Source organism: Marinobacterium halophilum, assembly GCF_003014615.1.
Classification (GTDB): Bacteria; Pseudomonadota; Gammaproteobacteria; order Pseudomonadales; family Balneatricaceae; genus Marinobacterium; species Marinobacterium halophilum.
Window position 1 is genome coordinate 1 of record NZ_PYGI01000017.1, and the last position, 25,108, is coordinate 25,108.

Sequence of the window (25,108 nt, forward strand, 5' to 3'; positions counted from 1 at the left end):
GCTGAAATGGGGCGTTTTTCATAGCGGCCACCCTTAAAGCTTATGGCTAATACTTTAAGAATGGCAGATCTTCAACAGTTTACTCAGACATAGCCAAAAAAAAGGCGCCCAGAGGGCGCCCAAGGGCTTAGAGCATGAGGTCTAAAACAGGTTACATCTGCCCGGTTTCTTCGTAACGCTGATGCCAGCTCAGCGCTTCTTCGAGCAGATGCGGTGTGTGCATGCCGCGACCGGAGTGCAGCGCGCGCTCGTAGTAGTCGATCAGCGCCGGACGGAAATCCGGGTGCGCACAGTTGTTGATGATTTCATGGGCCCGCTGGCGCGGTGACAGGCCACGCAGATCTGCCAGCCCCTGTTCGGTGACGATGATCTTGACGTCGTGCTCGGTGTGGTCGACATGGGAGACCATCGGCACAATCGAGGAGATGGCACCATCTTTGGCCGTTGATGGCGACACGAAGATCGACAGATAGCCGTTACGGGCGAAGTCGCCGGAACCGCCAATGCCGTTCATCATCCGGGTACCCATGATGTGGGTCGAGTTGACGTTACCGTACAGGTCACATTCGATCAGACCATTCATCGCAATTACGCCCAGACGACGGGCCAGCTCCGGGTGGTTGGAGATGTCCTGCTGGCGCAGAATGATCTTGTCGCGGTAGAAATCGATATTCTCGTCGAACTCTTCAATGCCAGCCGGACTCAGCGAAAAGGCGGTCGCGGACGCCACTTTCAGGGTGCCGGACTTGAGCATTTTCAGCATGCCGTCCTGGATAACCTCGGTGAAGGCGGTCAGACCCTTGTAAGGGCCGGAATCCAGGCCTTCGAGTACGGCGTTGGGGATGTTGCCCACACCGGACTGGATCGGCAGCAGCTCTTTCGGCAGACGACCCAGCTCGATCTCCTTGTTGAAGAAATCGAGAATATGGCCCGCGATCTTCTTGGAAACATCGTCACTCGGCTTGAACGGCGAGTTACGGTCGGCTGCAGCGGTTTCCACCACGGCGATCACTTTTTCCGGCGGGCACGCCAGGTACTGTTCGCCGATGCGGTCAGCCGGATCGGTCAGCATGATCGGCTTGCGGTTCGGCGGCAGTGCGGTGCCGTAGTAGATGTCGTGCATCCCCTCCAGCTTGGCGTTCTGCTTGGAGTTGACCTCGATAATGATCTTGTCGGCCTGCTCGATCCAGGTCTTGTTGTTACCAATGGAGGATGACGGAATCAGGCTGCCATCTTCGCGAATCCCGGCCACTTCGATCAGGGCGATATCCATCTTGCCGAGGAAGCCGGACCAGGCATACTGGGACACCTCGGAAAGGTGGTAATCGACATAATCCATGGTGCCGTTATTGATGCGGCTGCGGCAGATGGGGTCGCTCTGGAATGGCAGGCGCATTTCGATGCCATCGACTTCAGCCAGCACGCCATCCAGTTCCGGCGCAGTAGAGGCACCCGTCCAGACACTGATACGGAATGGCTTGGCATTCGGCTGCGCATTCAAATAGCGAATACGTTCGGCCAGAGCACCTGGTACGGCTTTTGGATACCCGGCACCGGTAAAGCCACTCATGCCAACCTTGGCACCCGCCGGAATCATTTCGGCGGCTTCTTCGGCACTCATCAGACGTTTGCTGAGGACCGGACAGAGGATTCTTGAAGTATCAGACATATCAAATCTCATGTCATATTGTTGACAATCTTGTGGTTCAGACTGATGTCTGTTTTCTGCACAAGAGTGAAGGTGTGCCATTCTATCAGCGATTTCGCGGGTTTTAAGTGGTGGCAGGGGCAGGATAGTAGTTCTTTAGTCTAGGATTGGCAAAATATTGTAGACATTGTTGCAGTTTAATGGAAACTAAGTTGCACTATGCGCAACCTCTTTTCTGCTGAAGCATCGAAACACCCTGATTCGATGGCAGACAGCAGCGCATAAAAAAACGGGCCGATACGGCCCGTCTTGTCGAGGTGGCTGGTGCAGCGTTAGCCTTAATCGGTTGCGGGTTTCTTTTTCTTCATCATCGGCATTGAGCCATCGCCCAGTGACGGTTTATTGCTTGGGCGCTTGCCTGCCTGCTTGACGTTACGCTGGCGCTGCTTGTCGGCCGGTTTTGCGGCTTTCCGGTCACCCTTGCCATCAGTCTTGCGTTTCTTGGTGCCGGCAGCCTTGCCGGAGGCCTTGATTTTCTTCGGCCCCTTGTAGCTGCCTTCCACACCTTTCAGCCGGCGGCGCTCGAAACTCAGTTTCAGGTAACGCTCGATGCTCGACATCAGGTTCCATTCGCTGTGGTCGATCAAGCTGACGGCCAGACCCTTGTTGTCCTGACGGCCGGTACGACCGACCCGGTGCAGGTGCTCGTCACCGCTGCGAGCCATGTCGAAGTTGATCACCATATCCAGTCCCTGAATATCAAGGCCGCGGGCCGCGACATCGGTGGCAACCAGAATATTGATCTTGCCTTCGCGCATCAGGTTCATGACATGCTTGCGTTCATCCTGGCTCATGTCGCCATGCAGCACGCCGGAGCGGCGGTTCTGGCGTTGCAGACTTTTGGCCAGCCACTGTGCCTTGAGGCGCGTGTTGCTAAAGATGATGACCTTGTCGAATTGCTCGTTGGCCAGCAGCCATTCGACCAGACGTTCCTTATGCTTGTCGTCATCCGCCAGAATGATTTGCTGGTGGATGTTTTCCTGACCGCTCTGATGGGTGTTGAGCATCAACTCCTGCGGTTCGTTCAGAATTTCCGGCAGCAGTGCGCGCACGCCACGGTGACTCAGTGTGGCCGAGAACAGCATGGACTGACGCTCCTTGCGGCAGATCTCGGCAACGGCCATGACTTCATCACGGAAGCCCATGTCGAGCATGCGGTCGGCTTCGTCCAGTACCAGGAACTCCAGGTCCGCGAAGTCCATGGTTTCGCGTTCCAGGTGTTCTACCAGGCGGCCGGGCGTGGCGACCAGAATTTCCGGGTTCTTGCGGATCTCGGCCGCCTGTTCCTTGAAGCTGGTACCGCCACACACGGTCATGGTGGTGATGCGGGTAAACGCCGCCAGATCTTTGACCGACTGACAGACCTGTTCGGCCAGTTCGCGGGTTGGCGTCAGGATCAGACCGCGAGTCCCGGTATTGGGAGAGGGGTTGTCCAAAAAGTGTTGCAACATCGGTATGACAAAGGCCAGCGTTTTACCGCTGCCCGTCTCGGCACCTACCATCAGGTCCTTGCCTTCAAGGGCCGGCGGCAGCGCGGCCAGCTGGACGTCTGTGGGTTTGGTAAAGCCAAGGGTATCGATCGCCTTGAGCAGGCGGTCATGAAGCATCAGGTCAGCAAACACGTAATCTCACTCGATTGAAATCAGTTATGCCCATGCTAGCAGAAAAGCGGTTGTCTGGCTGCGCAAGGTTAAAAAATGAGCGTTGATATTCACGCCTTGAATGCGGGCGCTTTGGCCCGATTGCCCCCGCTCTGTTCATGGGGTTGTCCACAAATGCTGTGTATGCTTTTTTTGGGGATTGAAAGAGCTGTATCCGTGGTGCTGTCTGGTAATGCTTTATATAGTTTTTAGCTATCGCTTTGTTTTATTTAGTTGATTTTACTAATAATCATCAGTCGGGCATTCTGTACCCATCAATCGAACAACAGGAGAGTTTCAGATGCTGAGCAACCGCGAAGGAAAACGAGTTCCGGATGTTACCTTTCATACTCGTGTGAACAACAACTGGGTCGATGTCACCACGGATGATCTGTTCAAGGGCAAGACGGTTGTACTTTTTTCATTGCCGGGGGCGTTTACGCCGACCTGTTCCAGTACCCACTTGCCGCGCTACAACGAGCTGGCACCGGTATTGAAAGCCAATGGTGTGGATAACATTATCTGTCTATCGGTGAACGACCCGTTCGTAATGGGTGCCTGGGCCGAAGACCTGCATGCCGAGAACATCTACATGTTGCCGGATGGTAATGGCGAGTTCACCGATGGCATGGAGATGCTGGTGGACAAGCACGAGTTGGGCTTTGGCAAGCGCAGCTGGCGTTACTCGATGCTGGTAAAGGACGGCGTCATCGACAAGATGTTCATCGAGCCGAACAAGCCGGGCGACCCCTTTGAAGTGTCCGATGCCGACACCATGCTCAACTACATCAACCCGCAGGCCAAGTGTCCGCATCGAATCACCATGATCAGCAAGCCGGGGTGCTCACACTGTACCCGTGCCAAGAAGGCATTGAATGATCGTGGCATGAAGTTCGAGACGATCGAACTGGGTACGCACGGCATCAGCTTCTCCAGCCTCAATGCGTTGAGCGGACGGGGGACAACACCACAGGTGTTCGTGGATGGCGAACTGATCGGGACGGCGGATGAGCTGGAAGCCTGGCTCGCGACGCAGGCCTGATATCTTGAAGGGAATGTAACCGGAGCCTGGCTCCGGTTTTTTTTGTCCCAATGTCCAGCGGCAGAGGGCGTGAGTCTCTGTTACATTGTGAACAATCAGCTGTTGCTGTGATGTTGTCACTGTTGAGCAAAGAGGATGGCGCTCCGATGACCCGGCGTATTACCGTATCAATACTACTATGTCTGTTGCTGGCCGGTTGTGCCGGTACTCCTGCCCGTTTTGACTCTGTCTCTCATATTGATGACCCTGTGCGTAACCGTTTGCTGCTGGTGTATGCCGAGTGGGCGGGTACGCCTTATCGATTTGGTGGCGAAAGCCGTCAGGGAGTGGACTGTTCCGGGTTTATCAAGCAGGTCTATTGGCGACTGGATGGGCAGCAGTTGCCCCGTACTACGGCCCAGCAATCCGGTCTTGGCGTTTCGGTTGCCCGTGAGCATCTGCAACCGGCTGATCTGGTGTTCTTCAAGACCGGCTGGAAGCAGCGTCACGCTGGCATCTATTTGGGAGGAGGGGAGTTCATGCATGCATCCAGTCAGCGTGGTGTAATGATTTCACGTCTGGATAACCCCTATTGGCAGGATGCCTGGTGGATGGCCAGACGGATGCCGCTGGCCGTAAAAACCGACTTATAAACAGGGTGGATAACGGGAAGGTCGGGTCTTGCACAAATGACATGTTAATGTGCATGAATCTTCTTGATTATTTGTTCATGGGCATCTTTTGGTTAATAAATAACCAGTCGCACAGGCTTGACAAAGAGCGATTGTCAAAAACTATCACCCGGTCGATCAAGAAATGAACGCTTTTTTAAAATCATTTAAAAACAAAGTGTTATGTATGATTTTTTAGGGATGTCCAAAACTTATCCTGTGGGTTGTACACAGATTATGTGAGCAAAAATATTCGTGTTTTCAACAGTTGGGTTGAGTTGTTACCGCTGTGGGTAAAAGTGTGTACTGAATCCTGATGTGCATGGCAGGGGCCTCATGGATAGACAGGATTGTGCCGGTTGTCGACGGGATGTATTGATCTGGGCAGTCCCGTCGCTTGGTGCAGATAGGATAAAATGTGACGTTACAACATGGAGGGTGCTTGCCCGTGAAAATTCAGCGTTGCCTGCTGTGGCTGCCTAGTGTGCTCTCGCTCTTGCTGATTACCGGGTGTTTGTCGGCACCGACGCCGCCGATCAAGCTGGGCACCAATCTCTGGTCGGGTTATGAACCCCTGTACGTGGGTCGTGCACAAAGCTTGTTGGCGGAAGACGAAGTTGCGCTGGTCGAACTGCTTTCTGCCAGCGAGGTGATGCGTGCCTTCCGTAACGGTGCCATTGATGCCGCTGCACTGACCCTCGATGAAGTCATCAGTTTGCGCCATTCGGGGTTGAAGCCGGTGATTATTCAGGTGGCGGATATATCAAGGGGGGCCGATGTGATTCTCGGACGTGAAGGGATGCGGACAGTGAGTGATCTCCGAGGACAGCGCGTGGGCGTTGAAGCAACGGCTCTGGGGGCCTACATGCTGTCCCGTGCCCTGAGTCTGCATCAGCTGTCACTGGATGAAATAGACGTGGTTCACCTTGAGGTCAATGAGCATCGGGATGCCTTTCTGCGGGGCACGGTGGATGCCGTAGTGACCTTCGAGCCGGTGAGTCAGCAGTTGCTGGAGGCTGGTGCTGTCAGCTTGTTTGATTCCTCAATGATTCCGGGCGAGATTGTGGATGTGCTGGTGATGCGTGAGGGCTTGCTGGACAGTCATCATCATCAAATTCAGCACCTTATTACCGCTTGGCAGCAAAGCCTTGTGTGGATACGTGAGCACCCTGATGCTGCGGCCGCACAGATGTCAAAACGGCTGAAGTTGACGCCTGCCGAGGTGCTGCAGAGCCAGTCGCTGCTGGAAATGCCAAATGCAGCACGCAGTGCCGACATGATGCGTGGTTCACCCTCGGCGTTGAGGCGCCAGGCTGAGGCATTGGCTGCAAGCATGCACGCGCACAAGCTGATCGACACCCTACCTGACCTGGAGGGGCTGGTGTACAGCCGTTACCCTGACGCATGACCTTGATGAGTGCATTCCCGTTGCGCCGCCTGATACCGGCAACCATCCTGATGTTTGCAGTCTTGATACTGCTACTCGCGTTTGCCGTGATCAAACCATATGTGGGCGAGCTGTTGTACCAGAACATGGAGTCGAGTCTGCGTTCGACCCTGAACCGGTTGCAGGGGACAACAGAATACCTGCTCAGCAAAGGTGATCTGGAAGGCGTGCGGCGTGAAATCGCCGCCACCAGCGCCCACCGAGAGGTCAAGCACCTGCTGGTGGTGGATGCCGGGGGGAAGGTGATCGCGTCCAGTCGGCTGGCCTATGTCGGTCGGCCGCTGACGGAGTTACCGTTACATTACGAACGCTCTTTGATCGAAGAGATCAGGCACGGGTGGGCACCGGCCTACCATCATCAGCATGACGGCGAGAATACCATCTACGGTGCCGCCCCTTTCCTGTACCGGGACCCGGGCAGCGGGTTTCGGGAGCGGCAAGGCATGGTCATGGTTGAGGTTAACGTCGACCGTACACTGAGTCAGGTATTTCACCGTCTGGACCAGTTGTTTCTTTGGGTCGGCATTATTGTAATCGTGCTTGCAGCATTGGCCTGGCTGCTGGTCGAGCGCGCCGTCAGCAGACGCCTTGGCCAGATTACCCGAACCGTACGCGGGTTGGCTGCCGATGATCTGAGTTGCCGGACCGGGCTGGAGGGGCGTGACGAGTTGAGCCAGATCGGTCGCATTCTCGATCAGATGGCCGAACGCCTTGAACAGAATCGCTACCAGCTGTTGAAGGCCAATCAGCAGATGGAGAACATTCTTCGCTTTATTCCCTCAATGGTCTATATCAAAGACCCGGATGGACACTATCGTCTGGTCAATGAGCGTTTTATTCAAGTACTGGGAGAACCCAGTGAAGCTGGCACCACGGTGTTTGACGTGATGCCGGAACCTTATGCCAGCCAGATAGCCGCCCGTGATCGTGAGGTGCTGGACGAAGTCGAGGCGCGCCAGTTTCAGATCAGCTTTCCGGTGCAGGACGAGATGCATAACTGGTTCATGGTGAAGTTTCCGTTGGTGGATGAAGCGGGTCAGGTCTATGCCATCTGCACGGTAGCGACCGACGTGACCGAACAGGAGCGCAACGAGAGTCTGGCACGGATCGCACAGCGTATTTTCGAGCACACCACGGAAGGTATCATGATTACCGATGCCGACAATCGCATCGTTGACGTTAACCCGTCACTGGTCGAGATGACCGGTTATGGCCGTTCCGCGCTGATTGGCCAGTCGCCCGCGCAACAAAAATCCGGTCGCCAGGACGCATCCTTTTACCAGCGCATGTGGGAGGCGGTGGCTACCCGCGGCAAATGGAACGGCGAGCTGGTAAATCGGCGTGCCAATGGCAGCCTGTACCCGGTGCGTCTGTCGATCAGTACGATTATCGATCGCCACGGTAAGCTGGATGGCTATATCGGTATTTTTCAGGATATCACCGAAGAAAAACAGTCCGAGCGTGACCTGTACCAACTGGCCTATCACGACACCTTGACCGGCCTCTACAACCGCACTGAGTTCATGCGCATGGTGAATGATGCCCTGTGTCGTGGCGAACGGTATGCGGAATCCTTTGGGTTGCTGTTCATCGATCTTGACCTGTTCAAGGAGGTGAATGACCGTTTTGGTCATGCTGCCGGTGACCGCTTGTTGTGTCAGGTTGCCGAACGCTTGCGCCACAGCTTGCGGGAAACCGATCATGCGTTCCGTCTGGGCGGGGATGAATTCACTGTATTGCTGCCGCAGCTGAAACAGGATGCTGACCTGGCGGTGGTTGCTGAAAAGCTGGTGAAGCAACTGCACCGTCCGTTCCGTATCGATGAGCAGGATGTACAGATCGGCTGTAGTATTGGTGTGGTCAGCTACCCGCGTGACGGTATCGATCGGGATACCCTGCTGGGGCATGCGGATGCGGCGATGTACTTTGCCAAAGAGCAGGGGCGTGGTCGCTATGCGTTCTTCGACCCGCAGATCAATGCGCGCAACCAACGTATCATGAAGATCAAGGCCGGGCTTGGCCAGGCGCTGGTACGTGATGAAATCAGTGTGGTGTACCAGCCCCGAGTCACCCCGGATACGGCTGTTGTGGTTGGTTACGAGGCTCTGTTGCGCTGGCACAGTGGAGAGCTAGGGGCGGTCTCACCGGCGGAATTCATCCCGGTGGCCGAAAGCACCGATGCGCTTGACCAGATCACCGACTGGCTGCTGCGCCAAGTTGTACGGGACCTGTCCAGCGAGGTGCTGAGTGGCAAGCAGATCAGCATTAATCTGTCGCCGCGTCAGTTCCAGACCGGCAACTGGGCCGAGATGTTGCGGACCACGATCGAACAGCATCACCTGCTGCCCGAGCAGTTCTGCATTGAGGTGACAGAAAGTGCCCTGGTGGAAGATTTCAACGCCACTGCGCATCAGTTGGAAGAGATGCAGGCGCTGGGCGTAGAGGTCGCCATTGATGATTTCGGTACCGGTTACTCTTCACTGGAGTATTTGAAGCGCCTGCCGATCGATTATCTCAAGATTGATCGTTCGTTTGTCAGGGACATTGAAACTGATGCCGATGACCGAGTCATTGTCGAGACAATTATCGTGCTGGCCCATTCACTCGGACTACAGGTGGTCGCTGAAGGGGTTGAAACGCGAGCGCAGGCAGATTTTCTTCAGGCGCGAGGTTGTGATGAACTGCAGGGGTATTTGTTCTCGGCTCCCCGTCCATTGTCCGAATTGGGTTTACAACAGGTAAAAATGTAACCAATTCGGCATGTTATGTGATTTTTTTAGGTGATGTGCTTGACAGAATTTTTTTAGACGGTAATATCTGCGCCCATCCTTTGCGGAGGGATGGCTGAGTGGTCGAAAGCACCGGTCTTGAAAACCGACGAGTCGAGAGGCTCCCAGGGTTCGAATCCCTGTCCCTCCGCCACTTTAAAAAAGGATGATTTGGATTATTCCTCGATAGCTCAGTTGGTAGAGCAGTAGACTGTTAATCTATTGGTCGCTGGTTCGAGTCCAGCTCGAGGAGCCAATCCAGAGAAAGACCTAGCCTGTCTGGCTTGGTCGCACGCTTAGAGCGGGTCGTTAGCTCAGTTGGTAGAGCAGTTGGCTTTTAACCAATTGGTCATAGGTTCAAGTCCTATACGACCCACCACTCTTCGCAACCGGAGGGTCGTTAGCTCAGTTGGTAGAGCAGTTGGCTTTTAACCAATTGGTCATAGGTTCAAGTCCTATACGACCCACCACTTCCGGTCTTCCCCTATTTATCTCAGATCTGCTTACTCACTGATATCGGTCTTGTCCTTTGCTGAAAATATATGCTGACTCTCAGCATATCGTCTTGGCTCTGTGCTACTTCTGTTTGTTCATCATACTGCGCTGTCGTTAGCAGATACCTTGCTGTATCGGGTGGGTAACGCTTCTATCTTCATATATGTGTATGTGCTGATGGAGCTTGAACTGGTAGCCTATAGCACTTAATCATGCAGAGAGTGCCAAGCGTGGGTCACAAGCCGTTCAATCAACACCGTTTACACGTTTATGACCTGATTGCCCGTCATGCGCCTTTGCAGGATTCACTGGGTGCGATCGCGGCCTTGATCGAGCGGCAATTGGACGGCGCACGGGTATCGATCATGCTCTATGACGCTGCTCGCCATACCCTGAGTCTGACCGGGGGAGAAGGTCGTTTCAGCGATGCCTATCGTGAAGCGGTGACGGACCTGCCTGTTGGGCCGGAGGTGGGAACCTGTGGCGTCGTTGCCCACACTCGGCAGATGCGCATCACCGCTGATATCCAGGCGGACTCCAATTGGCAAGGTTTCTACCACCTTGCCGAGCAGGAAGGCCTGCGAGCGTGCTGGTCCTGCCCGATTATGGGGCCTGATGATGACCTTTTGGGTACGTTTGCGACCTATTATTCTCATGTCAGAACACCTGTCGACGAAGAGATCGAACTGGCCCTGCGTGCTGCAGGTCTGGTTGCGCTGGCGATTGGCCATTATCGTGAACGCCAGACCCGCGAGCAGACCGAAGCAGAGCTGCGTTTGCTCAAGCGCGGTATTGAAGCCAGCCCCAACGGAGTGGTGATAGCCGACGCCTTGGCTGACGACCAGCCGCTGATCTATGCCAGTCCGGCCTTTATGCAGATCAGCGGATATTCTCGTGATGAAGTGTTGGGACGTAACTGCCGTTTTTTGCAGGGGGTGGATACTGACCCTCAGGCTTTGGCACAGCTTCGCAGCGCGATCCGTCAGCATCGTGAAGTCACACAGGTGTTGAAGAACTATCGCAAGGATGGCACGCCGTTCTGGAGTCAGATATCGGTCAGCCCGTTGTTCGACGAGCAGGGCGCATGTACCCATTTTGTTGGCGTTCAGCAGGACATCACCCTACAGCGTGAAAGTGAGGAACTGCTGGCCTATCAGGCTCGCTACGACCGGCTAACCGGGTTACCCAACTGGAAGTCGTTTGAGCAGCGGCTCAATCATGATTATGCCTTGTCGCAACAGGGCCGCCATCACCCGCTGGCACTGCTGTATATCGATCTGGATGACTTCAAACCGGTCAATGAAGTGCTGGGGCATGCCGTGGGCGACCAGCTTTTGATTGAGGTGGCCAAACGCATACGCGAGCAGCTGGAGCCGGGCGATATGCTCACGCGCATGAGCGGCGATGAGTTTGTATTGTTGTCGGGCCGGAATACTGCAGCCGAAGTGGCGGATGTGGCTGAATCGATACTCGCAGCACTGTCACCCCCGTTTGAAATCGGTGGCAATAGTCTGCACATCAGTGCCAGTATCGGTATGGCCATGAGCGGATCAGCGCTCAGCGGTCGCGCCTTGGACCTGGTGAGTCAGGCGGACCAGGCGATGCAGCAGGCCAAGGCTCAGGGGTGCAACACCTGGTATTGTTACAGCACGGAAGTGAAGGCGGGAAGCATGGAGCCGCTGCGCCTGCGCCGCGAGTTGGCTGACGCGATCAACCAGCAGCAGCTGGTGCTGCATTACCAGCCGATCGTGACGACCGACACTGGCCGCTTTGTGGCCGCTGAGGCACTGGTGCGCTGGCTGCATCCGCAGCGGGGCATGGTATCGCCTGCGGAGTTCATTCCGGTAGCGGAGCGCACCGGGCAGATTATTGCCATCGGTCGTTACGTATTACAGCAGGCATGCCAGGATATGGCCGACCTGCGCCGCACCACGGGGCGCTGTATTCCCGTATCGGTCAACATCTCTCCGGTTCAGTTCCGACGCAGCGGCTTTTTCGACGAACTGAAGGCGATTCTACAGGCGAGCGGGCTTCCTCCCGAGCAACTGGTGCTGGAGGTGACCGAAAACGTGCTGATGTCGGGAACGGAATCATCCATCGAGTTGTTGCACCGTATCCGTGACATGGGCGTGGGGGTGGCCATTGATGATTTCGGGACCGGGTTCTCCAGCCTCAGCTACTTGCGCCAACTGCCGGTTAACAAGATCAAGCTGGATCGCAGCTTCATCTGTGATATCACTACCAGTCGGGGGCATGCGGCCATCGTCCAGGGGATTATTACCATGGCGCATCATCTGGGGCTGCAAGTCGTGGCTGAAGGCATAGAAACCGAGGCGCAGCGCGAGGATCTGTTACAGCGAGAATGTGACCTGTTGCAGGGGTTCCTGTTCTCCCGTCCAGTGCCCATGACCGCGTTGCTGGCGCTACCGGAGCATCCGCGAGGATGACGCCGGAGTCGGGTTGATGTGTGTCGGCTAGCGGTACTCGATCGCCACGATCTCCAGCCACAGTTCGTCCTGTTCAGTCCGCTCAATGGTGACATCATCACCCACCTGCTTTTTCAGCAGTTGGCGTGCCAATGGAGCATCGATGCTGATGTAGCCCCTGGTCGGGTCGATTTCATCGCCGCCGACAATGCGATAGCGACGTTCGTTGTCCTCTTCGTCGGCCAGCGTCACCCAGGCCCCGAAAAACACCCTGCTGGTATCGTCGGGGGTACGGTCGACCACCTTGATGTGTTCCAGGCGCTTGGCCAGATAGCGAACGCGACGGTCGATCTCGCGCAGCTGTTTCTTGCCGTAGATGTATTCAGCGTTTTCCGAGCGGTCGCCCTGGGCAGCCGCTTCCTTGACGGCCTGAGTGACTTCAGGACGTTTTACCTTCCACAGGTACTTCAGCTCTTCATTGAGCCGGTCATAGCCTTCCCCGGTGATATAGGGCGAGCTTTTCGGTTGTGGCGGTCGCCAGCGTCCCATGATTTCCCTGCCTCCAGCTTCAAATAAAACGTAAAGGATTACAGTCGGTTGCCGATAATACCAGTTCCACTGGAGGTCACATGCAGACTGATGCCATACAAAACCGGATTGAGACATACACGGCCTCACTGCCACAGGCAGTGCAGTCGCCCAATGGTGCCCAATTCGCGTTCCTGCTCAGCCTGATCGCCTCCAACCAGGAAATCTACCGCCCCCAGCCGCAGCCGCTTTCGGGAGAGGGTTTTGCCCTGCCTGATAACACAGCACCTTATCCTGATCCGGTGCAGCTGCACACCCCGGAAGTGGTGGATCGACTCAACCATTCGATCAACGATCCCATCCCGGGTGACTATGCGTTCATGGTCAGTCGTCTGGATGTACAGGCACGCACCCCCAGAGCCCAGGCGCTGGCATCGGACCGTTTTGAGCAGGTTGCGCTCTATGCCGCCAGTGATCTGGTCGACCGCATTACCACGGCGCGGCAGAGTATTAGCGTCGAGTCCTGACAGTAGCCGTCAAATATGCTCTCCTAGGCGTTTTTCCCGATCCTGCCTTGAGGGCTGTCATGTCTGAAAAATCTCAATCCAGAGCGGTTCTGTTAGCGCTGGGGGCTGTATTGCTGTGGTCAACGGTGGCCACTGCATTCAAATTGTCGTTGCAGCATATGAGCCCGTTACAGTTGCTGGGCTGGGCCGGGGTGTTTTCCACGCTGGTGCTGGCGGTAGGTGTCAGCTGGCAGCAGGGCTGGGGCGAGTTGAAACGGCAGTGGTGTCAGCGGCCGCTGTATTATCTGGCATTGGGGGTGCTGAATCCGGCGTTTTATTATCTGGTGCTGTTCCGCGCCTATGATCTGTTGCCCGCGCAGCAGGCGCAGGCGCTGAACTATACCTGGGCGTTGACGCTGGCGCTGCTGGCGGTGCCATTATTGAAGCAGAGTCTGCAACGGGTAGATCTGCTGGCAATGCTGCTGGGGTATAGCGGTGCATTGGTGATTGCGACCCGTGGCGATCTGCTGGCACTGGAGTTCGACAGCTTGCCCGGTGTTGGTCTGGCCTTGTTCAGTACGCTGATCTGGGCGCTGTACTGGATTCTCAATACCCGTGCCGAAGGCAGTCCGGCGGTGACGCTGCTGCTGTGCTTTCTGTGCGGTACGCCGCTGGTGTGGGGGTTAATGATCTGGCAGGGCGAGTGGATGTTGCCACCCTGGCAGGGGCTGCTGGGCGCGGCCTATGTGGGCGTGTTTGAAATGGGACTGACGTTCATGCTCTGGCTGGGTGCAATGCGGGCGGCAACCCATGTCAGCCGGATCGCCAACCTGATATTTCTGTCGCCGTTTTTGTCATTGGTGTTTATCTACCTGTTTCTGCATGAACCGATCGCGCCAGCGACATTTGTCGGTCTGGCGCTGATCGTGGCAGCGGTGGTCATACAGCAGCGGGGACGGCGTTCAGAGCCAGCGCCAGCGGCGGAACAGCCATAACAGTCCACCCACCATCAGGCTCAGGCTGACGAGGAACAGCAGGAAGGCGTTGTCGTTGTCGGCACCGGGGATGCCGCCGACATTGATGCCAAGCAGACCGGTCAGGAAGCCCAGCGGCAGGAAGATCGCCGAGATGATCGACAACACGTACATGCGCTGGTTGAGTTGCTCGCCCTGCTGGCTGGTCAGCTCTTCCTGCGCCATGGCGGCCCGTTCGCGCAGCATGTCGAGATCTTCGATATGGCGCAGCAGGCGGTCGCTGACTTCACGCAGGGCCAGTTTGACCTCGGTGGTCAGCCAGCTCAAGCGTTCATTCTGCAGCTGGTTGAAGGCGTCGCGTTGGGGCGCGTAGTAGCGGCGCAGGCTGATGCTCTGGCGGCGCAAGCTGCGCACGGCCTGACGCATTTCGCCGCTGGGCTGGCTCAGCAGGTCCAGCTCCAGATCCGACAAGCTATCATCCAGATTTTCCACCGTGGTGCCCATACGCTCCACCAGTCGGTCGTTCAGTTGAACAATCAGCTCGGCGCTGTTGCTCGGCCCCATACCCTTATCCAATTCCTCCAGCAGGCGACTGACCGACATCAGGCGGCGCTTGCGGGTCGAGATGATGCGGGTGGCTGAAACACACAGGCGGATCGATACCATGTCTTCCGGGTCGGCACCGGGATTGGTATTGACGCCGCGCAGGGCCATCAACAGGTGTTCGCCGAGCAGGGCAACGCGGGGGCGGGTATTCTCCGCCAGCAGGGATTCGATCGCCAGTTCCGGCAGATCGCTGTGCTGTTCCAGCCATTCACGGGTACCGGCCTCGGTGTAGTCCATGTGTAGCCAAAGGGTGCCCTGATCCGGGCTCCAGGCGTTTACTTCGGCGGGGGTCAGTGGGCGTGAGCCACCCTGGCCATCCAGCAGCAATGCGTGCAGCGGGTTAAACTCGATAGCCATCGTGGATGACTCCTACTCGGTACGCCAGGTGATTTTTTCGGTTTCGCCGTGTTCGATGCGCCACCATTCGTCGGGGTCATCGCCATCCTGCCAGCCTGAAACGATGCAGCGAACCTGGGTCTTGAGTGCGTTGGAGATCTCCTCGGCACAATCCAGATCGCGTATCCAGGGGGTGGCGTCAGAGCGGAACCAGAGACTGGTCCAGGCCTTGCCGGCGGCTTTTTCATGGATCATGATCGGTACGCGTGCGCCGTTCATGGTGGCCATCAGGGCGTAGGTGTTACCGGTACTGTTCTGTGGTTTCAGCGCGTCGCAACGCGTCCGCAACCAGTCCAGAATCTGATCCAGTGACCGGTTCTTGATGTAGATCTCAATGTCGGGGTGGCGGGTTTCGTTGCTCATCGTCATCGTCCAGAAAATGCCAGATACGTAAAAGGCTCAGGCTAAGGTAGCCGAATAGAGCGAGTATGCTGCCCAGCCCCAGCAGGATCAAGCCGGCAAGTGCGAGAAACTCGGCTTTGAGGCCCGCGGGCAGTGCGTGCTGTGCCAGCATGATGCTGCCCAGCCCGGTGAAGAACAGAAAGGCCCCGCTGAGCAGCAGGCGCAGGTTGCCTCTGGGGTCCTGCGCACGCTCGCGGAGGCGTGTTTTGAGTCTATCCAGGCGCACGGTTAATGCTGCGGCGGCTGGCTGAGTGGTTTGCGGAATAGGGCCAGACGGAAATCGGCCTGTTCATGCAGTTGTCCACAGGCGGCAATGCGAGTGCGGGCGTCAGCGTTCAGGCGTTGGCCGTGTGGCGTCATCGCCAGCAGATCCTGAATTGCGGCGGTGCTGTCGAGGTTGAAGTCGAATGCCAGTGACTGTTCCTCTACGACCTCGAACAGGTCGCCCAGCTGACTTGCGGGGTCAAAGCCGGAACTGTCACGCACCTGCTGATAGATCAGGCCGCGCAGGGCACGCAGGTGACCGGGGCCGGGGTAGACCACCAGCAGCAGGCCACCGGGCTTGAGTACCTTGGCCGTAGGGGCGGGCATCAGCCGGCTGAACACCAGTGTCGCGGCATCAACCGAGTCCGCTGCCAGCGGTATGTCGGCACCGGTGGCTACCAGCCATTGCACGGCCCTGTTGCGTCGACAGGCCGCCTTGACGGCTTCCTTGGAGATATCCAGCCCGGTAACCTGTGCGCCCAGCTGTTGCTGCAGGCGGTCGGTATACCAGCCTTCACCGCAGCCGATGTCGAGCACGCGGGCTGTGGTCGGGTCCGGCTGGTGAGCCTGCAACAGGGTAATGATGGCCTCGGCCAGGGGGGTATAGTGCCCCGCATCAAGAAAACGCTGGCGCGCCTGTACCATCTCGGCGTTATCGCCCGGTGCCTTGCTGCGTTTCTTCTGTGCCAGCAGCAGGTTCCAGTACCCCTGTTTGGCACGGTCGAAACTGTGGTTGCGGTCGCACTGGAGGCGGTTATCCACAGCCTGCAGCGGTTCGTTGCAGACCGGACAGATCAGAGCGGCCTCGCTCATGCGGACGTGACCAACAGGCGGGCCAGAATGTTTTCATACAGTGCCGACAGGTCATCCAGATCGCGGGCGCGTACGCGCTCGTTGATCTTGTGGATGGTGGCATTGCACGGGCCCAGCTCCACGACCTGCGCACCGGTGGGCGCGATGAAGCGGCCGTCCGAGGTACCGCCAGAGGTGGACAGTTCGGTGTCATACCCCATCACGGTCTTGATGGCGGCGCGGCTGGCGTCGACCAGGCTGCCTGCCGGAGTCAGGAAGGGGTTGCCGGACAGCACCCAGTCGATGTCCCACTCCAGATTGTGTCTGTCCAGAATCTCGCGTACGCGCACCTTGAGTTCGTCAGCGGTCACTTCAGTGGAAAAGCGGAAGTTGAAGGCGACTTCCACTTCACCCGGTACCACGTTGGTGGCGCCGGTACCGGCATGGATGTTGGAGATCTGGAAACTGGTGGGCGGGAAAAATTCGTTGCCTTCATCCCAAAGCGTGGTCGACAGCTCGGCCAGCGCCGGTGCCGCTTCGTGGATCGGGTTGCGCACCAGGTGCGGATAGGCGACATGCCCTTGAATGCCCCGTACCTTCAAGGTGCCACTGATGGAGCCGCGACGGCCGTTCTTGATGATGTCACCAACCTTGTCGGTGCTGGACGGTTCGCCGACGATGCACCAGTCGATCTTCTCGTTGCGCGCTTCCAGATGGTCGATGACGCGGGTGGTACCGTTGACGAAGGGGCCTTCTTCGTCACTGGTGATCAGCAGGGCGATGGAGCCTGCATGATCCGGATGATGCTCGACGAAGCGTTCAACCGCGGTGATAAATGCGGCGAGGCTGCCTTTCATGTCGGCTGCGCCGCGACCGCACAGATAACCCTCTTCGATCACGGGCTCGAACGGCGGGAACTGCCACTTGTCCACCGGGCCGGTCGGCACGACATCGGTGTGGCCGGCAAAGCAGAACAGTGGACCGCTATCGCCACGACGGGCCCAGAAATTGCTCACCTCTTCAAATTGCAGGCGCTCGATCTTGAAGCCCAGGGCTTCAAGGCGGCTGATCATCAGCTCCTGACAGCCCGCGTCTTCCGGCGTTACCGAAGGGCGGCTGATCAGATCCTTGGCCAGTTCAAGTGTCGGCGAAAGTTGTGTCATGCGGGGGTCCTGTGTTGCATAAGGATAAAACCCCGCAGGCCGGGACGGCGTGCGGGGCGGGGAGAGCGTACCGTAACCGCTTAGTTGTGCTTGTGCAGCTCGGCGTTCAGTTCGATCGCGCTCTGGTTGGTTTTCACCTCGATGCGGCCGTTCTGGGAGTTGCGACGGAACAGCAGATCCGGCTTGCCGGCCAGTTCGCCGGCCTTGATGACGCCCACTTCGTTGTTCTGGTCGTCCAGCAAGGTGACCTTGGAACCGCCGGTGACATACAGACCGGCTTCGATGGTGCAGCGGTCGCCCAGCGGCAGACCCAGACCGGCATTGGCGCCCAGCAGGCAGTTTTCGCCCACGGAGATGACCACGTTGTTGCCACCGGACAGGGTGCCCATGGTGGATGCGCCACCGCCGATGTCGGAGCCATTGCCCACAACCACACCGGCAGAGATACGGCCTTCGACCATGCTGACGCCCAGAGTACCGGCGTTGAAGTTGATGAAGCCTTCGTGCATCACGGTGGTGCCTTCACCCACGTGTGCGCCCAGACGGATGCGCGATGCATCGCCGACACGGATACCGGCCGGTACCGCGTAGTTGGTCATTTTCGGGAACTTGTCCACCGACTGAACATCCAGTACGCGGCCCTGAGCGCGAGCGGACAGCTGACGGCGCGGCAGGTCTTCCAGTGCCACGGCACCTTCGCTGGTCCAGGCCACGTTCGGCAGCAGCGGGAACATGCCGCTCAAGTCGATGCCGTGCGGCTTGACCAGACGGTGTGACAGCAGCGACAGTTTCAGATAGACCTCGGCAGTGGTCTGCGGGGCGGCGTCGGTTTCCAGAATGCACAATACCAGCGGCTGGCGAGTACCTTCCAGAATCTCGACCACTTCGGCCTGATCTTCGGCGTCGACGGACAGGAAAGCCGCTTCCAGAGCCTTCAGCTGGGTGGCGTTCAGTTCGATAGTCTGGTTGCCACCTGCGTAACCGACCTTATCAGCCACGGCAGCGATCAGAGCGTCGTCCGCGTTCAGCAGCGGGGCGTTGTAGTACACCTCCAGCCAGTCGCCGGCGGACGATTTTGTACCAATACCCAGACCCAGTGCGAAATTCGCCATTGTTTACTCCGTTGTTCAATGCTTGCAAAAAGTTGTGTTCGTTGGCTTCGGTGCTTATTGCCCGAAGAGGGCGGCGTACTGCTCCGCCTTGAATCCGATTTCGATGCGGCCGTCGTCCAGCTCCAGCACCGGACGCTTGATCAGCGTCGGTTGTTCCACCAGTAATGCCTGCAGGGTGGCGGTGTCGGTAGTGGCCTTGACCGCATCCGGCAGCTGACGCCAGGTGGTACCGCGCTTGTTCAATACCTTGTCCAGCCCGGCGGCGGCACACCAGCGTGCCACCTGTTCGGCACTCAGGCCCTGTTTGCGAAAATCATGGAAGTCGAACGCGATCGCTTCGGCTTCCAGCCATTTGCGCGCCTTGCGCACGGTATCGCAATTGCTGATTCCGTAGATGGTGGTCACAGCCAGCCCCTTACAGCGATTCAATATAGCGGCGAATACGTTCAGCCGCTTCGACACACTCGGATACGCTGGCCACCAGCGCCATGCGTATGTAGCCGGCACCCGGCACGACACCGTCCACTTCACGGGACAGGTAGCTGCCCGGCAGTACGGTCAGGTTCTGCTGTTCGAACAGGCCCTTGGCAAATTCGTCATCGGCGATCGGCGTCGGGGCCCAGAGGTAGAAGCTGGCATCGGACTGCTTCACTTCCATCACCGGCCGCAGTACACGCAGCACAGCGTCGAACTTGTGGCGGTACTGGCTGCGATTTTCCAATACGTGCGCTTCGTCGTTCCAGGCCGCGATCGATGCCAGCTGATGCTGGATCGGCATCGAGCAGCCGTGATAGGTACGGTACAACAGGAACGGCCCCAGCAGGCTTGCATCACCGGCGATGAAGCCTGAACGCATGCCCGGCAGGTTGGAGCGTTTGGACAGACTGTGGAACACGATGCAGCGGGCGAAATCGTCACGGCCCAGTTCGGCACAGGCCTGCAGCAGACCGGCCGGCTTGTTGGCTTCGTCCGGGTACAGCTCGGAATAGCATTCGTCGGAGCAGACAATGAAGTCGTGTTTGTCAGCCAGCGCGATCAGCTTTTTCAGCGTATCGATGCTGTGCACCGCACCGGTCGGGTTGCCCGGCGAACACACGAACAGCAGTTGAGTGCGCTGCCAGATTTCATCCGGCACGGCGTCATAGTCGGGGATAAACCCGTTCTCGGCCAGGCAGTTCAGATAGTGCGGTTCGGCTCCGGCCAGATAGGCCGCGCCTTCATAGATCTGGTAGAAGGGGTTGGGTGATACGACCAGGGCATCGTCCTTGCGTTCGATGGCGGCCTGGGTAAAGGCAAAGATCGCTTCACGGGTGCCATTTACCGGCAACACGTTGCGTTCAGGGTCCATACTGCCTGGTTTCAGCTCGAAGCGGCGCTCGCACCAGCTGGATATCGCCTGGCGCAGTTCCGGCAGGCCCTTGGTGGTCGGGTAGTTCGACAGGCAATTCAGGTTATCCGCCAGCACTTCGGTCACGAAGGGCGGTGCCGGATGCTTGGGTTCACCGATGCCGAGCGAAATATGCTCAAGGCTGCTCGGCGGCTGGACACCGGCCTTGAGTACGGCCAGCTTTTCAAACGGATAGGGCTGGAGTCTGTCGAGATCGAGGTTCATGCGCTTTTCCTGTCAGACCCTGCAAAGTGCAGGGTTTTCGGCCACATTCAGGGGCGAAAGTATAGCGGATGGCACCTATTCGGCGCCAGTGAGATGCCGTGGGTTGAGCAGCTGCTCGACTTCCTCCCGCTCCAGGTCGGTGTGTTCCACCACTACATCAATGATGGGCCGACCTTCAGCATAAGCCTGTTTGGCCAGCTTGGCCGCCTGTTCATAACCGAGCACCCGGTTCAGCGCGGTTACCAGCACCGGGTTACGCGCCAGTGTGGCTTCAATGTGTGACTTGTTCACGGTGAAGCCGCTGATCGCCTTCTCGGCCAAGGCGCGGGCGGCGTTAGTCACCAGCATTTCACTCTGTAATAAATTATAGGCGATCAGTGGCAGCATGGTGTTGAGCTGGAAATTGCCATGCTGGGCGCACAGAGTGATGCTGGTGTCGTTGCCACAAACCTGCGCTGCCGCCATCATCACCGCTTCAGGAATCACCGGATTAACTTTGCCGGGCATGATGGAAGAGCCGGGTTGCAGCGTGGGCAGAGCGATCTCCCCGAGTCCGGCCAAGGGGCCGGAGTTCATCCAGCGCAGGTCGTTGGCGATTTTCATCAGCATGGTGGCGCAGGTTTTCAGCTGGCCGGACAGCTCGACGGCCGTATCCTGAGACGATTGCAGGGCGAAATGGTTCTGCGCCGGTTGCAGGGTCAGCGCCGTGCGCACGCTCAGGTGGCGGCAGAACAGGCGTGAAAAGGTCTTGGGTGCATTGATGCCGGTGCCGACGGCAGTCCCGCCCTGAGCGACCTGAACCAGACGCGGACGCACGTTTTCCAGACGTGTCACGCAATCCTGTGCCTGCTGCAACCAGCCGGAAATCTCCTGATCCATGCGAATCGGCATGGCATCCATCAGGTGGGTGCGCCCGGTCTTGACGATATGGGAGACCGCCGAACGCTTGCGCGTCAGCACGCCGATCAGATGGCGCAGCGCAGGCAGCAGCTGATTGTCCAGCAGCAGCAGGGCGCTGACATGGATACAGGTGGGGATCACGTCGTTGGAGCTCTGGCTCATGTTGATGTGATCGTTCGGGTGCAGCTCGCGTCCGCTGTCACGCTTGACCAGTGCTGAAAGTACCTCGTTCATGTTCATGTTGGTGCTGGTGCCCGAGCCGGTCTGGAACAGGTCGACCGGGAACTGGTCGGCACATTCTCCGGCGATAATGCGGTCGGCGGCGGCAACAATGGCGTCGGCGTCTTCCTTGTCCAGTAATCCCAACTCGGCATTGGTGCGCGCACAGGCCACTTTGATCTGGGCCAGCGAGGTAATGAAGTGATCGGGAAGGTGCAGGTCACTGATCTGAAAGTTATCCACAGCGCGCTGGGTTTGTGCGCCATAAAGTGCGTCGACAGGGACTTCAACGCTGCCGAGGCTGTCATGTTCTGTACGGGTATTCCGAGTCATATCACGTTTCCTTATCGGTTAGCGGTACAGCCTCTGAGGGCTTGAAGCGCAGGGGTTTGAACTCTTCCAGTACACTCAACATGGCCGGTACAACCACCAAAATCAACAGGGTGCCATAGGCCAGGCCAAACACGATGGAGGTCGCCATCGGAATTAGAAAGCGTGCCTGCAGCGAAGTTTCAAATAAAATCGGCAGCAGGCCGCCAATGGTGGTGAGCGAGGTCAGTAACACGGCGCGCAGGCGCTGGCAGGCGGCTTCGGTAATGGCTTGCTGCACCGCCATGCCCTGTTCGCGCAGGTGTTTGTAAAATGTCACCAGGACGATGGAATCGTTGATAACGATGCCGGACAGTCCGAACATGCCGAACAATGACAGGACGGTCAGGTCCAGTCCGGTCAGCAGGTGGCCGAAAATGGCGCCGGTCAGGCCCAGCGGAATCGCCAGCATCACCACCACCGGCCAGCTCCAGGAGGCAAATACCCAGGTCAGAATGATGTAGATCAGCGCCAGTGCCAGCAGCAAACCGGCTTTCATGTCGGCCAGGGTTTCGCGCTGATCGCGGTTTTTGCCCTCAAAGCTGGCCTGAATGCCGAAGCGGCTGGTCAGCTCGGGCAGCACCTCGGCCTGCAGGCGGGCGATGACCTCATCGGCATTGGTTACTGCTTCGTCCAGATCGGCAGAGATGTTCAGAGCCAGTTGACCGTCAATCCGCTGCAGGCTGTCCAGGCCCGGGCGGGCGGTAAACTCGACGACATTGCCGATCGGCGTGACTCGGCCTTCAGGCAGCACAATCGGCAGCGATTGCAGAGTGCTGAGGCGGTCGCGCTGATGATCCGGCAGCATGACCCGTACTTCAATCTCATCCTGTCCGGCGTAGAACGATTGCACCAGCTGGCCGTCGAAGGCGGCGCGCAGCTGCCGGCCCAGGGTGTCCAGGGTTAGCCCGGCGGCTTCGGCAGCGGGCGTCAGCCGGTAGATCAGCTGGGAGCTGCCCCAGGGCAGGTCATCATCGATATTGGACAGGCCGCCATAGCGGCTGAGGGTGTTTTGCAGATCAATGGAAGCCTGCTTCAGGGTGCTGATGTCGGAACCGGTCAGTTTGACCTCGATCGGCTTGCCCGGCGGGCCGGCCTGAGCCATGTCGATGCTGAACTTCTCGATGCCGGCAGGCAGGCGGATCTGTTCGCGCCACTGGTTGATCAAGGTCTGATTGCGTACGTCGCGGCTGTCGGCGGGGATCAGCTCGACATAGAGCGAGCCATAGGTTTCGCCCGTGAACGCCGTGGCGGTGCTGCGCGGGAAATTGGCCATGCCGGATTCGCGCAGCGCGATTTTCACCAGTCCGCCGCCGAGAGCCGTGTCGGTAGTGGCCAGGCTTGCGTCCAGATGAGCCAGAAACTGATCGACTTCAGTGCTGTCGGTACCGGCAACAAACTTGACGTTGGCGGTCAGGGTGTCAGTGTCGACGCTGGGGAAAAAGGTGAACTGCAAGCGGCCACCGGCCACCAGACCGATGCCCACGATCAACAGCCCCAATGCGCAGGCGAGTGTGGTACCACGATGGTGAATCGCCCAGGCAATGAAGGGGCGGAAGTGGACCTCCTTGAAATGGTCGAAGCCGCGATCAAGGCGCAGGCGCATTTTCGAGGGTCGCAGGTCGTGGATGTTGCGCAGGCTGTGACTGAGGTGCCCGGGCAGGATAAGCAGGCACTCCAGCAGGGACGCCAGAATCACGCAGATCACCACGGTGGGGATATCGATCAGGATATTGCCGATAATGCCGCCGACCAAAAGCAGTGGCAGGAACGCGGCAATGGTGGTCAGTGACGACGCAATCACCGGTGCGGCCATGCGCCGTGCCCCTCCGATGGCGGCGCTTAGCCCCGGCTCGCCGCGCTGCACATGGGTCAGAGTATCTTCACCCACCACAATGGCATCATCGACGATGATCCCCAGCGCCATGATAAAGGCGAACAGCGACATCATGTTGATCGAGCCGCCAATGCCCCATAGCACCGCCAACGCGGTCATCAGTGACACCGGAATGCCGACGCTGACCCAAAAAGCAACACGGGCATTGAGGAACAAAAACAGGATCAATACGACCAGTACCAGACCACTGAGCCCGTTCTTGATCAGCAGCTGAATGCGGTCATTGATCAGCTGCCAGCTCTCGTTGAAGGCCACCAGTTGCACCCCGGCGGGCAGAGCAGGACGGGTGTCGTCCAGCCAGGTATTGAGGATTTCGGCCGCTTCCAGGGTGTCGTCGGCCTCGGTACGTTTGAGCTGCAGAAGTACGGCGGGCTGGCCTTGCCATGACAGCAGCACTTCGGCATCGCGTGGGCGTTGCTCGACGGTCGCAATATCGCCGACCCGAATCAGTCGGCCCTGAGCATCGGTCATCAATGGCAGCTGACGGAAACCCTCGGCATCGCGCTGCTGCCCCAGCCCGCGAATCTGGCGCGCACCTTCAGTCTGGGCGGCGGTGCCGGCGGGCAGGTCGAGACTCTGCTGGCGGATGTGACCGACAATATCGTTCAGGGTCAGGCCCAGTTGCTGCAGCTGTTGTGGCGGCACCTGAATGGCGATCTCCTGTTCCGGCAGACCGATAAAATCGATCTTGCGCACCCCCTGATCAAGCAGCTGCTGTTCCAGCCGGTAAGCCAGCGGTCGCAGTTCGTCCAGAGCAGCGCGGTCGGAGGTAAGAATGACATCGGAGATGCCTTCGTAGCGGATGACCCGTTGTATCAGCGGCTCCTCACTGTCGATCGGCAGGTCGGCGCGGATGGCATCAATTTTCTGCCGGACTTCGGTCAGGGCGTAGTCTACATCGGTGCCTTCTTCCAGCTCGACACGGAAAGAGGCGATACTCTGACTGGCGGTGGCGTAGAGGGTATCGATGCCGTTGACCGAACGCAGCTCCTGCTCCACCGGCAGCAGAATGGAACGTTCCACATCTTCGGCACTGGCACCGCTCCAGACTACTTGCACGGTGACAATATCGAGATCGAACGTTGGAAAAAACTGGGTATTGAGGTTGCGCAGTCCGAACAGACCGGCCAGCAGCAACAGCAGCATCAACAGGTTGGCGGCGACCCGGTGGCCAGCGAACAGGGCAATCATG

General features: G+C 58.0%; 20 protein-coding genes and 4 tRNA genes. 11 read left to right on the top strand and 13 right to left on the bottom strand.

Annotation, left to right across the window (positions count from 1 at the left end; all coding sequences use genetic code 11):
- Positions 1-151: 151 nt before the first annotated feature.
- Both scpC and CLV44_RS12115 read right to left on the bottom strand, forming a co-directional pair.
- Positions 152-1,669: a succinyl-CoA:acetate CoA-transferase ScpC gene (gene scpC / locus CLV44_RS12110; RefSeq protein ID WP_106592383.1), complete on the bottom strand. Its 1,518-nt coding sequence runs from the start codon at positions 1,667-1,669 to the stop codon at positions 152-154.
- Positions 1,670-1,986: 317 nt separating this feature from the next.
- On the bottom strand, positions 1,987-3,330 hold the full coding sequence (locus CLV44_RS12115; RefSeq protein ID WP_245912683.1) for a DEAD/DEAH box helicase: 1,344 nt from the start codon (positions 3,328-3,330) through the stop codon (positions 1,987-1,989).
- Between the two features lie 319 nt (positions 3,331-3,649).
- On the opposite strand from CLV44_RS12115, the gene CLV44_RS12120 reads away from it, so the two are divergent.
- From CLV44_RS12120 to CLV44_RS12160, 9 genes are all read left to right on the top strand, one after another.
- Positions 3,650-4,390 carry a glutathione peroxidase gene (locus tag CLV44_RS12120; RefSeq protein WP_106592384.1) on the top strand — a complete coding sequence of 247 codons (741 nt, stop codon included), beginning with the start codon at positions 3,650-3,652 and terminating at the stop codon, positions 4,388-4,390.
- A gap of 146 nt (positions 4,391-4,536) precedes the next feature.
- Entirely contained in the window at positions 4,537-5,022 is a 486-nt protein-coding gene (locus CLV44_RS12125; RefSeq protein ID WP_106592467.1) for a C40 family peptidase, read from the top strand.
- A 466-nt stretch (positions 5,023-5,488) separates the two neighbouring features.
- Positions 5,489-6,448 carry an ABC transporter substrate-binding protein gene (locus CLV44_RS12130; protein ID WP_170069337.1) on the top strand — a complete coding sequence of 320 codons (960 nt, stop codon included), beginning with the start codon at positions 5,489-5,491 and terminating at the stop codon, positions 6,446-6,448.
- Between the two features lie 5 nt (positions 6,449-6,453).
- Complete coding sequence (locus CLV44_RS12135) at positions 6,454-9,237, top strand: EAL domain-containing protein (RefSeq protein ID WP_170069338.1); 2,784 nt, start codon at positions 6,454-6,456, stop codon at positions 9,235-9,237.
- Positions 9,238-9,321: 84 nt separating this feature from the next.
- Positions 9,322-9,409: transfer RNA gene (locus tag CLV44_RS12140), tRNA-Ser, on the top strand.
- Positions 9,410-9,435: 26 nt separating this feature from the next.
- Positions 9,436-9,511 (top strand) — tRNA-Asn (locus tag CLV44_RS12145).
- Between the two features lie 47 nt (positions 9,512-9,558).
- Positions 9,559-9,634, top strand: a tRNA-Lys gene (locus CLV44_RS12150).
- A 15-nt stretch (positions 9,635-9,649) separates the two neighbouring features.
- Positions 9,650-9,725, top strand: a tRNA-Lys gene (locus CLV44_RS12155).
- A 237-nt stretch (positions 9,726-9,962) separates the two neighbouring features.
- Positions 9,963-12,197 carry a putative bifunctional diguanylate cyclase/phosphodiesterase gene (locus CLV44_RS12160; RefSeq protein ID WP_106592387.1) on the top strand — a complete coding sequence of 745 codons (2,235 nt, stop codon included), beginning with the start codon at positions 9,963-9,965 and terminating at the stop codon, positions 12,195-12,197.
- A gap of 27 nt (positions 12,198-12,224) precedes the next feature.
- On the opposite strand, the gene greB is transcribed toward CLV44_RS12160, so the two are convergent.
- On the bottom strand, positions 12,225-12,725 hold the full coding sequence (greB, locus tag CLV44_RS12165; protein ID WP_106592388.1) for a transcription elongation factor GreB: 501 nt from the start codon (positions 12,723-12,725) through the stop codon (positions 12,225-12,227).
- A gap of 80 nt (positions 12,726-12,805) precedes the next feature.
- On the opposite strand from greB, the gene CLV44_RS12170 reads away from it, so the two are divergent.
- Positions 12,806-13,231, top strand: a complete 426-nt coding sequence (locus CLV44_RS12170; protein ID WP_106592389.1) for a hypothetical protein — start codon at positions 12,806-12,808, stop codon at positions 13,229-13,231.
- 59 nt (positions 13,232-13,290) lie between these two features.
- Positions 13,291-14,205 carry a DMT family transporter gene (locus CLV44_RS12175; RefSeq protein WP_106592390.1) on the top strand — a complete coding sequence of 305 codons (915 nt, stop codon included), beginning with the start codon at positions 13,291-13,293 and terminating at the stop codon, positions 14,203-14,205.
- Here CLV44_RS12175 and CLV44_RS12180 read toward each other — a convergent pair.
- From CLV44_RS12180 to CLV44_RS12225, 10 genes are all read right to left on the bottom strand, one after another.
- Positions 14,173-15,147: a zinc transporter ZntB gene (locus CLV44_RS12180; protein ID WP_106592391.1), complete on the bottom strand. Its 975-nt coding sequence runs from the start codon at positions 15,145-15,147 to the stop codon at positions 14,173-14,175. The two genes, CLV44_RS12175 and CLV44_RS12180, sit on opposite strands and share 33 nt — an antisense overlap.
- A gap of 12 nt (positions 15,148-15,159) precedes the next feature.
- Entirely contained in the window at positions 15,160-15,549 is a 390-nt protein-coding gene (locus tag CLV44_RS12185) for a hypothetical protein (protein WP_106592392.1), read from the bottom strand.
- Positions 15,518-15,814, bottom strand: coding sequence for a hypothetical protein (locus tag CLV44_RS12190; protein ID WP_106592393.1), 297 nt, complete (start codon positions 15,812-15,814; stop codon positions 15,518-15,520). Before CLV44_RS12190 ends, CLV44_RS12185 begins: the two co-directional genes overlap by 32 nt.
- Before the next feature lie 2 nt (positions 15,815-15,816).
- The gene (locus CLV44_RS12195) at positions 15,817-16,665 is read right to left on the bottom strand and encodes a putative RNA methyltransferase (protein WP_106592394.1); all 849 of its coding nucleotides are present in this window, start codon (positions 16,663-16,665) and stop codon (positions 15,817-15,819) included.
- On the bottom strand, positions 16,662-17,807 hold the full coding sequence (gene dapE / locus CLV44_RS12200; protein ID WP_106592395.1) for a succinyl-diaminopimelate desuccinylase: 1,146 nt from the start codon (positions 17,805-17,807) through the stop codon (positions 16,662-16,664). The genes CLV44_RS12195 and dapE overlap by 4 nt, the downstream gene beginning before the upstream one ends.
- Before the next feature lie 80 nt (positions 17,808-17,887).
- On the bottom strand, positions 17,888-18,919 hold the full coding sequence (dapD, locus tag CLV44_RS12205; RefSeq protein ID WP_106592396.1) for a 2,3,4,5-tetrahydropyridine-2,6-dicarboxylate N-succinyltransferase: 1,032 nt from the start codon (positions 18,917-18,919) through the stop codon (positions 17,888-17,890).
- A 54-nt stretch (positions 18,920-18,973) separates the two neighbouring features.
- The gene (locus CLV44_RS12210) at positions 18,974-19,324 is read right to left on the bottom strand and encodes an ArsC family reductase (RefSeq protein ID WP_106592397.1); all 351 of its coding nucleotides are present in this window, start codon (positions 19,322-19,324) and stop codon (positions 18,974-18,976) included.
- A 10-nt stretch (positions 19,325-19,334) separates the two neighbouring features.
- Positions 19,335-20,531 carry a succinyldiaminopimelate transaminase gene (gene dapC, locus CLV44_RS12215; protein WP_106592398.1) on the bottom strand — a complete coding sequence of 399 codons (1,197 nt, stop codon included), beginning with the start codon at positions 20,529-20,531 and terminating at the stop codon, positions 19,335-19,337.
- Between the two features lie 75 nt (positions 20,532-20,606).
- On the bottom strand, positions 20,607-21,983 hold the full coding sequence (locus CLV44_RS12220) for a class II fumarate hydratase (RefSeq protein WP_106592399.1): 1,377 nt from the start codon (positions 21,981-21,983) through the stop codon (positions 20,607-20,609).
- Between the two features lies 1 nt (position 21,984).
- Positions 21,985-25,107, bottom strand: a complete 3,123-nt coding sequence (locus CLV44_RS12225; protein ID WP_106592400.1) for an efflux RND transporter permease subunit — start codon at positions 25,105-25,107, stop codon at positions 21,985-21,987.
- Position 25,108: the final 1 nt, after the last annotated feature.

Bases quoted from the DNA above. Each gene is read 5' to 3' on its own strand.
- scpC (WP_106592383.1), bottom strand. From the start codon at position 1,669: ATGTCTGATACTTCAAGAATCCTCTGTCCGGTCCTCAGCAAACGTCTG.
- CLV44_RS12120 (WP_106592384.1), top strand. From the start codon at position 3,650: ATGCTGAGCAACCGCGAAGGAAAACGAGTTCCGGATGTTACCTTTCAT.
- CLV44_RS12125 (WP_106592467.1), top strand. From the start codon at position 4,537: ATGACCCGGCGTATTACCGTATCAATACTACTATGTCTGTTGCTGGCC.
- CLV44_RS12135 (WP_170069338.1), top strand. From the start codon at position 6,454: ATGAGTGCATTCCCGTTGCGCCGCCTGATACCGGCAACCATCCTGATG.
- CLV44_RS12160 (WP_106592387.1), top strand. From the start codon at position 9,963: ATGCAGAGAGTGCCAAGCGTGGGTCACAAGCCGTTCAATCAACACCGT.
- greB (WP_106592388.1), bottom strand. From the start codon at position 12,725: ATGGGACGCTGGCGACCGCCACAACCGAAAAGCTCGCCCTATATCACC.
- CLV44_RS12170 (WP_106592389.1), top strand. From the start codon at position 12,806: ATGCAGACTGATGCCATACAAAACCGGATTGAGACATACACGGCCTCA.
- CLV44_RS12175 (WP_106592390.1), top strand. From the start codon at position 13,291: ATGTCTGAAAAATCTCAATCCAGAGCGGTTCTGTTAGCGCTGGGGGCT.
- CLV44_RS12180 (WP_106592391.1), bottom strand. From the start codon at position 15,147: ATGGCTATCGAGTTTAACCCGCTGCACGCATTGCTGCTGGATGGCCAG.
- CLV44_RS12185 (WP_106592392.1), bottom strand. From the start codon at position 15,549: ATGAGCAACGAAACCCGCCACCCCGACATTGAGATCTACATCAAGAAC.
- CLV44_RS12195 (WP_106592394.1), bottom strand. From the start codon at position 16,665: ATGAGCGAGGCCGCTCTGATCTGTCCGGTCTGCAACGAACCGCTGCAG.
- dapE (WP_106592395.1), bottom strand. From the start codon at position 17,807: ATGACACAACTTTCGCCGACACTTGAACTGGCCAAGGATCTGATCAGC.
- dapD (WP_106592396.1), bottom strand. From the start codon at position 18,919: ATGGCGAATTTCGCACTGGGTCTGGGTATTGGTACAAAATCGTCCGCC.
- dapC (WP_106592398.1), bottom strand. From the start codon at position 20,531: ATGAACCTCGATCTCGACAGACTCCAGCCCTATCCGTTTGAAAAGCTG.
- CLV44_RS12220 (WP_106592399.1), bottom strand. From the start codon at position 21,983: ATGACTCGGAATACCCGTACAGAACATGACAGCCTCGGCAGCGTTGAA.
- CLV44_RS12225 (WP_106592400.1), bottom strand. From the start codon at position 25,107: ATGATTGCCCTGTTCGCTGGCCACCGGGTCGCCGCCAACCTGTTGATG.